The organism is Shigella sp. FC1544 (assembly GCF_001722145.1).
GTDB lineage: Bacteria > Pseudomonadota > Gammaproteobacteria > Enterobacterales > Enterobacteriaceae > Escherichia > Escherichia coli.
Genome location: NZ_MECT01000253.1, coordinates 1 through 1,908, shown reverse-complemented (window position 1 = coordinate 1,908; position 1,908 = coordinate 1). Strand labels below are relative to the sequence as shown.

3 protein-coding genes and 1 pseudogene are annotated in these 1,908 nt (G+C 48.6%); 3 read left to right on the top strand and 1 reads right to left on the bottom strand.

What is annotated here, in order from left to right:
- The 3 genes and pseudogenes from BGK49_RS13470 to BGK49_RS13460 form a co-directional block, all read left to right on the top strand.
- Positions 1 to 256 (top strand): integrase core domain-containing protein (locus BGK49_RS13470; protein WP_140443768.1); only part of this gene is annotated, 256 nt, incomplete at its 5' end.
- 44 nt (positions 257 to 300) lie between these two features.
- Positions 301 to 771 (top strand): annotated as a pseudogene (locus BGK49_RS13465) (tyrosine-type recombinase/integrase); the annotation flags it as partial.
- A gap of 227 nt (positions 772 to 998) precedes the next feature.
- Positions 999 to 1,358 carry a hypothetical protein gene (locus BGK49_RS13460; RefSeq protein WP_001350215.1) on the top strand — a complete coding sequence of 120 codons (360 nt, stop codon included), beginning with the start codon at positions 999 to 1,001 and terminating at the stop codon, positions 1,356 to 1,358.
- On the opposite strand, the gene BGK49_RS13455 is transcribed toward BGK49_RS13460, so the two are convergent.
- Entirely contained in the window at positions 1,351 to 1,893 is a 543-nt protein-coding gene (locus tag BGK49_RS13455; protein ID WP_000284450.1) for a plasmid pRiA4b ORF-3 family protein, read from the bottom strand. The two genes, BGK49_RS13460 and BGK49_RS13455, sit on opposite strands and share 8 nt — an antisense overlap.
- Positions 1,894 to 1,908: the final 15 nt, after the last annotated feature.

Sequence of the window (1,908 nt, the reverse complement as noted above, 5' to 3'; positions counted from 1 at the left end):
CATACAGGAGCAGTCTGGTCTGAAAACATCAATGTCGCGTAAAGGTAACTGTTACGACAACGCTCCGATGGAAAGCTTCTGGGGAACGCTGAAAAATGAGAGCCTGAGCCACTATCGTTTTAATAACCGGGATGAAGCCATCTCAGTAATACGGGAATACATTGAGATTTTCTACAATCGTCAGCGTCGTCACTCTCGTCTGGGGAATATCTCCCCGGCAGCCTTCAGGGAAAAATATCATCAGATGGCTGCTTAAAAAAAGAACAAATGGTAGTGTCCGCTATTGCCAGTACACCTCACCGGGTGGCATGGATAAACCCGGAAGAGAGTAAATCAAACCGCGCAATTGGCGTTGCGCTGAATGATACTGCATGTCGCGTATTGAAAAAACAAATCGGGAATCATCACCGTTGGGTATTTGTGTATAAGGAAAGCTGTACCAAACCAGACGGAACGAAAGCGCCAACAGTCAGGAAGATGCGGTATGACGCAAACACAGCCTGGAAAGCGGCGCTGAGACGAGCAGGTATTGATGATTTCAGATTTCACGACTTGAGACACACCTGGGCAAGTTGGCTGGTTCAAGCCGGAGTCCCGTTATCAGTGTTACAGGAAATGGGAGGCTGGGAGTCTATCGAAATGGTTCGTCGATATGCTCACCTCGCACCTAATCACCTTACCGAACACGCACGGCAAATAGACTCGATTCTGAACCCATCGGTCCCAAATTTGTCCCAGTCAAGAAATAAGGAACGTACTAATGATGTGTAACTTATTGATTTAAATGGATAATAGGAACAATACACATAGGCGATAAGCTTTGTTTTTGTTGCCTTTTTTATTGTTCATTTTTTATAGATACCCCCAAAAGTACCCCCATATCTTTTTCCGCCCCTGAAATTTGGTTGTTATTCATACAGCATATCAGGCGGTAACGCTCTCCCTTTAACCCACTTATTGTATGATAGTGCTATCCCACAATAAGGAATCAGCCAGCCATGAGAATGACCAGTCGCAAAAAAGAGATACTTAGCTACTTTGAACCGGATAACCTCGAATGGGTGACTGGTGAGATTGGTGCGCCGCCGTTCGATGTGTCGGGTGTGGCCTACCTGCTTCATGGCATGGTGTCGTTCGATAAGCGTCACCAGCTCGAATCAACCCGGCGCACACTGGAAAGCATGGTTGCTGGTGGACTGCTTGAGCGGGTGACAGTGTATGAATCGCGCCAGATACGGCGCGGCGGTGATACTAACGCAACGGTCGTGCGCTACGGTTTACCCGGTCAGTGCGCTGTTATGCGCGATACTGGCGGCGCTGACAACGCAATATCAGGTGAATACATGCGGGTCAGTTAATAGCCTGCAATCTGTCGTTGATGCGGCTCAGGTCGTAAACCCGGCGTTCAATATCCAGCATCAGGAAATTGTGGATCTCGGCCTGCTCAGGATTATCAGACTCTCTGGCCTGTAATAGCAATTCATTGTAACCATGCAAGCCGCCTGAGTTTTCCGCCGGGGTGGTGCCTTTCCCACGCAGGCAGCTAATGGGCTGATTACTCGTATCGTGTGTTTGCTTCTCCAGCACAATGACGCAATCCCACCAGTCGCCAAAGTCATACGTGTAAACCAGCTTGTCACCCTCATTCTGGAGCGCCGCCCATAGTGGCGTGATTGCCGCGTTACCCATGCTTTCATCCTCACCCCATACGCGATACTCGCTACCTGGATCACCTTTACGCCCTTTCTCGAACATATACAGGTGTTCGTCATTCCAGCCAAAAGCTAACTGGATCACGGCATGAAGTTTACTAAAGGGGATTTGCTCTGGAACCAGCACACGCCGCCATATAGGTGGTTTGCTGTCTCGGATGGTTATCTTTAGCTGGTACATGCAAATCCTGAATAA

Coding starts and splice junctions, on each gene's coding strand:
- BGK49_RS13460 (WP_001350215.1), top strand. CDS start 999: ATGAGAATGACCAGTCGCAAAAAAGAGATACTTAGCTACTTTGAACCG.
- BGK49_RS13455 (WP_000284450.1), bottom strand. CDS start 1,893: ATGTACCAGCTAAAGATAACCATCCGAGACAGCAAACCACCTATATGG.